Source organism: Kitasatospora sp. NPDC091257 (assembly GCF_044757675.1).
GTDB lineage: Bacteria > Actinomycetota > Actinomycetes > Streptomycetales > Streptomycetaceae > Kitasatospora > Kitasatospora lactacystinica.
Genome location: NZ_JBIVVI010001088.1, coordinates 1 through 3,110, shown reverse-complemented (window position 1 = coordinate 3,110; position 3,110 = coordinate 1). Strand labels below are relative to the sequence as shown.

4 protein-coding genes are annotated in these 3,110 nt (G+C 74.8%); 2 read left to right on the top strand and 2 right to left on the bottom strand.

The genetic code is table 11. From position 1 onward, the window contains the following. Positions 1 to 192: 192 nt before the first annotated feature. Entirely contained in the window at positions 193 to 651 is a 459-nt protein-coding gene (locus ACIQOV_RS34720) for an HD domain-containing protein (protein ID WP_401054829.1), read from the bottom strand. A 285-nt stretch (positions 652 to 936) separates the two neighbouring features. Between ACIQOV_RS34720 and ACIQOV_RS34715 the strand changes: the two genes are divergently transcribed. Continuing rightward, positions 937 to 1,863 carry an AEC family transporter gene (locus ACIQOV_RS34715; RefSeq protein ID WP_401054828.1) on the top strand — a complete coding sequence of 309 codons (927 nt, stop codon included), beginning with the start codon at positions 937 to 939 and terminating at the stop codon, positions 1,861 to 1,863. An 11-nt stretch (positions 1,864 to 1,874) separates the two neighbouring features. Here ACIQOV_RS34715 and ACIQOV_RS34710 read toward each other — a convergent pair whose 3' ends face one another. Beyond that, complete coding sequence (locus ACIQOV_RS34710) at positions 1,875 to 2,330, bottom strand: MarR family winged helix-turn-helix transcriptional regulator (RefSeq protein ID WP_401054826.1); 456 nt, start codon at positions 2,328 to 2,330, stop codon at positions 1,875 to 1,877. A gap of 148 nt (positions 2,331 to 2,478) precedes the next feature. Between ACIQOV_RS34710 and ACIQOV_RS34705 the strand changes: the two genes are divergently transcribed. Next, positions 2,479 to 3,110: alpha/beta fold hydrolase (locus ACIQOV_RS34705; RefSeq protein ID WP_401054825.1), on the top strand; the 632-nt coding region annotated here is incomplete at its 3' end.

The window sequence follows — 3,110 nt, the reverse complement described above, 5'->3', positions numbered from 1 at the left end:
TCGGGGTCGGACCGGGACCACGGGGGGGCCCGAGTGGGCCCGGACCCGCGCGACCCGCGTGGTCCGGGCCCTCTCCTGGTTCTCCGGCGGCGGCCCGGCCCGTGGACCGCGCCCGCCCGGGCCACGGCGTGGGCGCCACGGCGCGTGGACCCCGCGTGCGGGCTTCGCGGCCGCGGGCTCACGGCGTGCGGGCTACAGCCCGCCGGTGAGCCCGAGCAGCTCGCGCATCCGCGCGTACTTGGCGGCCAGCCGCTCGGCGGTCGCCGGGTCCAGGGTGGCGAGGCGGGCCGGATCGGAGTTGTGCGCCAGGTCCGCGCGCTTGACCAGCAGCGCGCCCGGCGTGGCCAGGATGCGCGCGGTGTACTCCTCGACCGGCTCGTCCGGGCGCCGGGTGAGCGCGTCCACGATCGCCTTGGTCTCTTCCGGCAGCGCGGCCCCGGCCAGCCACTCCCGGCTCAGCCGGTCGTCCTCGACGGTGTCGTGCAGCCAACCCGCCGCGATCTGCGCCGCACTGCCGCCGCGCGCCGCCGTCCCCCGGGCGACCGCCGCGATGTGGTCTCCGTACGGGTGGCCGTTCTTGTCCACCTGCCCCTGGTGGGCCCGGCGCGCGATCGCCTCCACCTCGGACAGGCTCAGGTACTGGTCCTCCATCGGGCCATCGTAGGCCCGGGCGATCGGCCGGGCCTCGGTCTCTCGGCGCCCGGGCGATCGGCCGGGCGCCGGGCCCTCGGCCCCGCCCCTGCCGGCCGACACCGTCCCGGACAGCCGGTCCTGCTGGCGTGCTCGCGACAGACCCACTGATCGCCGCGCCCGCGGCCACTGGTTTACTGCCCCGGGGGTTCATGGGCTTCGGGGGGTCACCGCGCTCGGAAGTCGGCGCCCCCGACGGGACATCCCCGTCGCACCGGCAGACCCGTCCGAGCGATCCGAGGAACCATGCCAGCCCTGCATCCCCTGCTGTCCGCCTTCGCGCCGATCTGGGCGCTCACCGGCGTCGGCTACGTCGTCGGCCGCGCCGGACTGCTCGGGCCGCACGCCGAGACGGTGCTCAACCGGTTCGTCTTCCACGTGGCGATGCCGGCCGCGCTGTTCCTGATGATCGCCCGCACCCCGCTGGACCGCTTCGCCAACGCCTCGATGCTCGCCTTCACTGCGGGCACCGCGGTCGCGATCGGCCTCGGGCTGCTCGCCGGGCGGCTGCTGTTCCACCGCAAGCCCGGCGAACTGGCCATCGGCGCGATGGCCTCCGGCTACGTCAACTCGGCCAACCTCGGCATCCCGGTGACCATGCAGGTCCTCGGCGACGCCTCTTTCGTGGCGCCCGTGGTGCTGTTCCAGATCCTGGTGGTCACCCCCGCCGTCCTGGCCGTCCTGGACGGTGGCGCGGCCGGCCGCCGGGCGCTGCTCACCCTGCCCGTCCGCAACCCGATCCTGCTGGCCACCGCGCTGGGCGCGGTCGTCTCGGCGACCGGCGTGCACCTGCCTGCCGAGCTGAATCGTTCCTGCGAACTGCTCGGCGGCGCCGGCGTCCCCACCGCGCTGATCACCCTCGGACTCTCGCTGCACAACCGCCCACCGGCGGACGGCCGTCCGCGCCGCACCGAGGTCGGGCTGATCGTCGTGCTCAAGACCCTGGTCCAGCCGCTGGTCGCACTCGCCGTGGCCGGCCCGCTGCTCCACCTGCCCACCCACCAGCTCCTCACCGTGGTGCTGTTCTCGGCGCTGCCCACCGCGCAGAACGTGTACACCTACGCCCGCGAGTACCAGCGGGGCACCGCCCTCGCCCGGGACGCGGTGCTCTGGTCGACGCTCCTGTCGATGGCGACGCTGTCGGTGATCAGCTGGACCCTCGGCCCCGCGTAGTTCCGGCCCGCTCACCTCTCCCTGGCGGCCGACACCACCTCGGTCACGGCCGCCAGGAAGCGCCGGGCCGTGTCCAGCTCCCCCGGCTCGAACCGCCGCATCGCCGCGACCAGGTCGCCGATCAGCCCGCCGAAGAAGCCCTCCCCCAGCTCCATCGCCCGCTCCTCCACCAGCAGCCGCACCCGGCGCCGGTCCTGCGGGTCGCGCTCGCGCCGGATCAGCCCGAGCCGCTCCAGCCGGTCCACCAGGCCGGTGGTACCCGCCGAGTTCAGCCCCAGCGCCTCGCCGAGCCGGCCCGGGGTGACGACCTCCTCGGCCCTGGCCGCGTCCAGCAGGTGGATCAGCGCCCGCAGATCGGTCGGGTGCAGACCGTTGCGGGCCGCGAACTCGGCTCCGAACAGGTCGAGTTCGACCGTCAGGCCACGCAGCAGATGGACCAGCCGCATCGGCTCGGCAACCTCGGACACCCTGTCGTCCTTCCTCGGGGAGGGCATGTGCGACTATTCTCTCGCTCAGCGAGATAATTGCTCAGCGAGATGCTTGTTCAGCGCGATACGTGTTCGGCGAGTGGTTCAGCCGACCCGGCCGCCATCACACCACACCCGCGGAGGCCCCATGTCCGCCCGCACCGCCCCCTTCCTCGCCGCCTACGACGCCCTGCTCGCCCGCTGGCCCGTCCCGGTCGAGGCACTCACCGTCCGCACCGCCCACGGCACCACCCGGATCAACGCCTGCGGCCCCGCCGACGGCCACCCGCTCGTCCTGCTCCACGGCGGCGGCGCCACCTCCACCATGTGGTTCGCCAATGCCGGCGCCTGGGCCGAGGCCGGACACCGCGTCCTCGCCGTCGACCTCATCGGAGACCCCGGCCGCAGCATCCACGACGGCGCCGCCCTCGACGGCGTCCCCGGCCTGCTCGGCTGGCTGGACGCCGTCCTCGACGGACTCGACGTCCCGCGGGCCGACCTCTGCGGCCACTCGTACGGCGGCTGGATCGCCCTGGAGTACGCCCTGCACGCCCCCGCCCGGGTCGACAGGCTCGCCCTGCTCGACCCCACCCAGTGCTTCGCCGGCTTCCGCCCCGGCTACCTGCTGCGCGCCCTCCCCCTCTTCCTGCCCCACCGCACCCCGGCCCGCGCCCGCTCCTACCTCGACTGGGAGACCCGCGACACCCCGCCCCTCGACCCCGCCTGGCGCGAGCTCTACGCCCTCGGCTACGCCGACTTCCCCGCCTCCCCCGTCGTGAC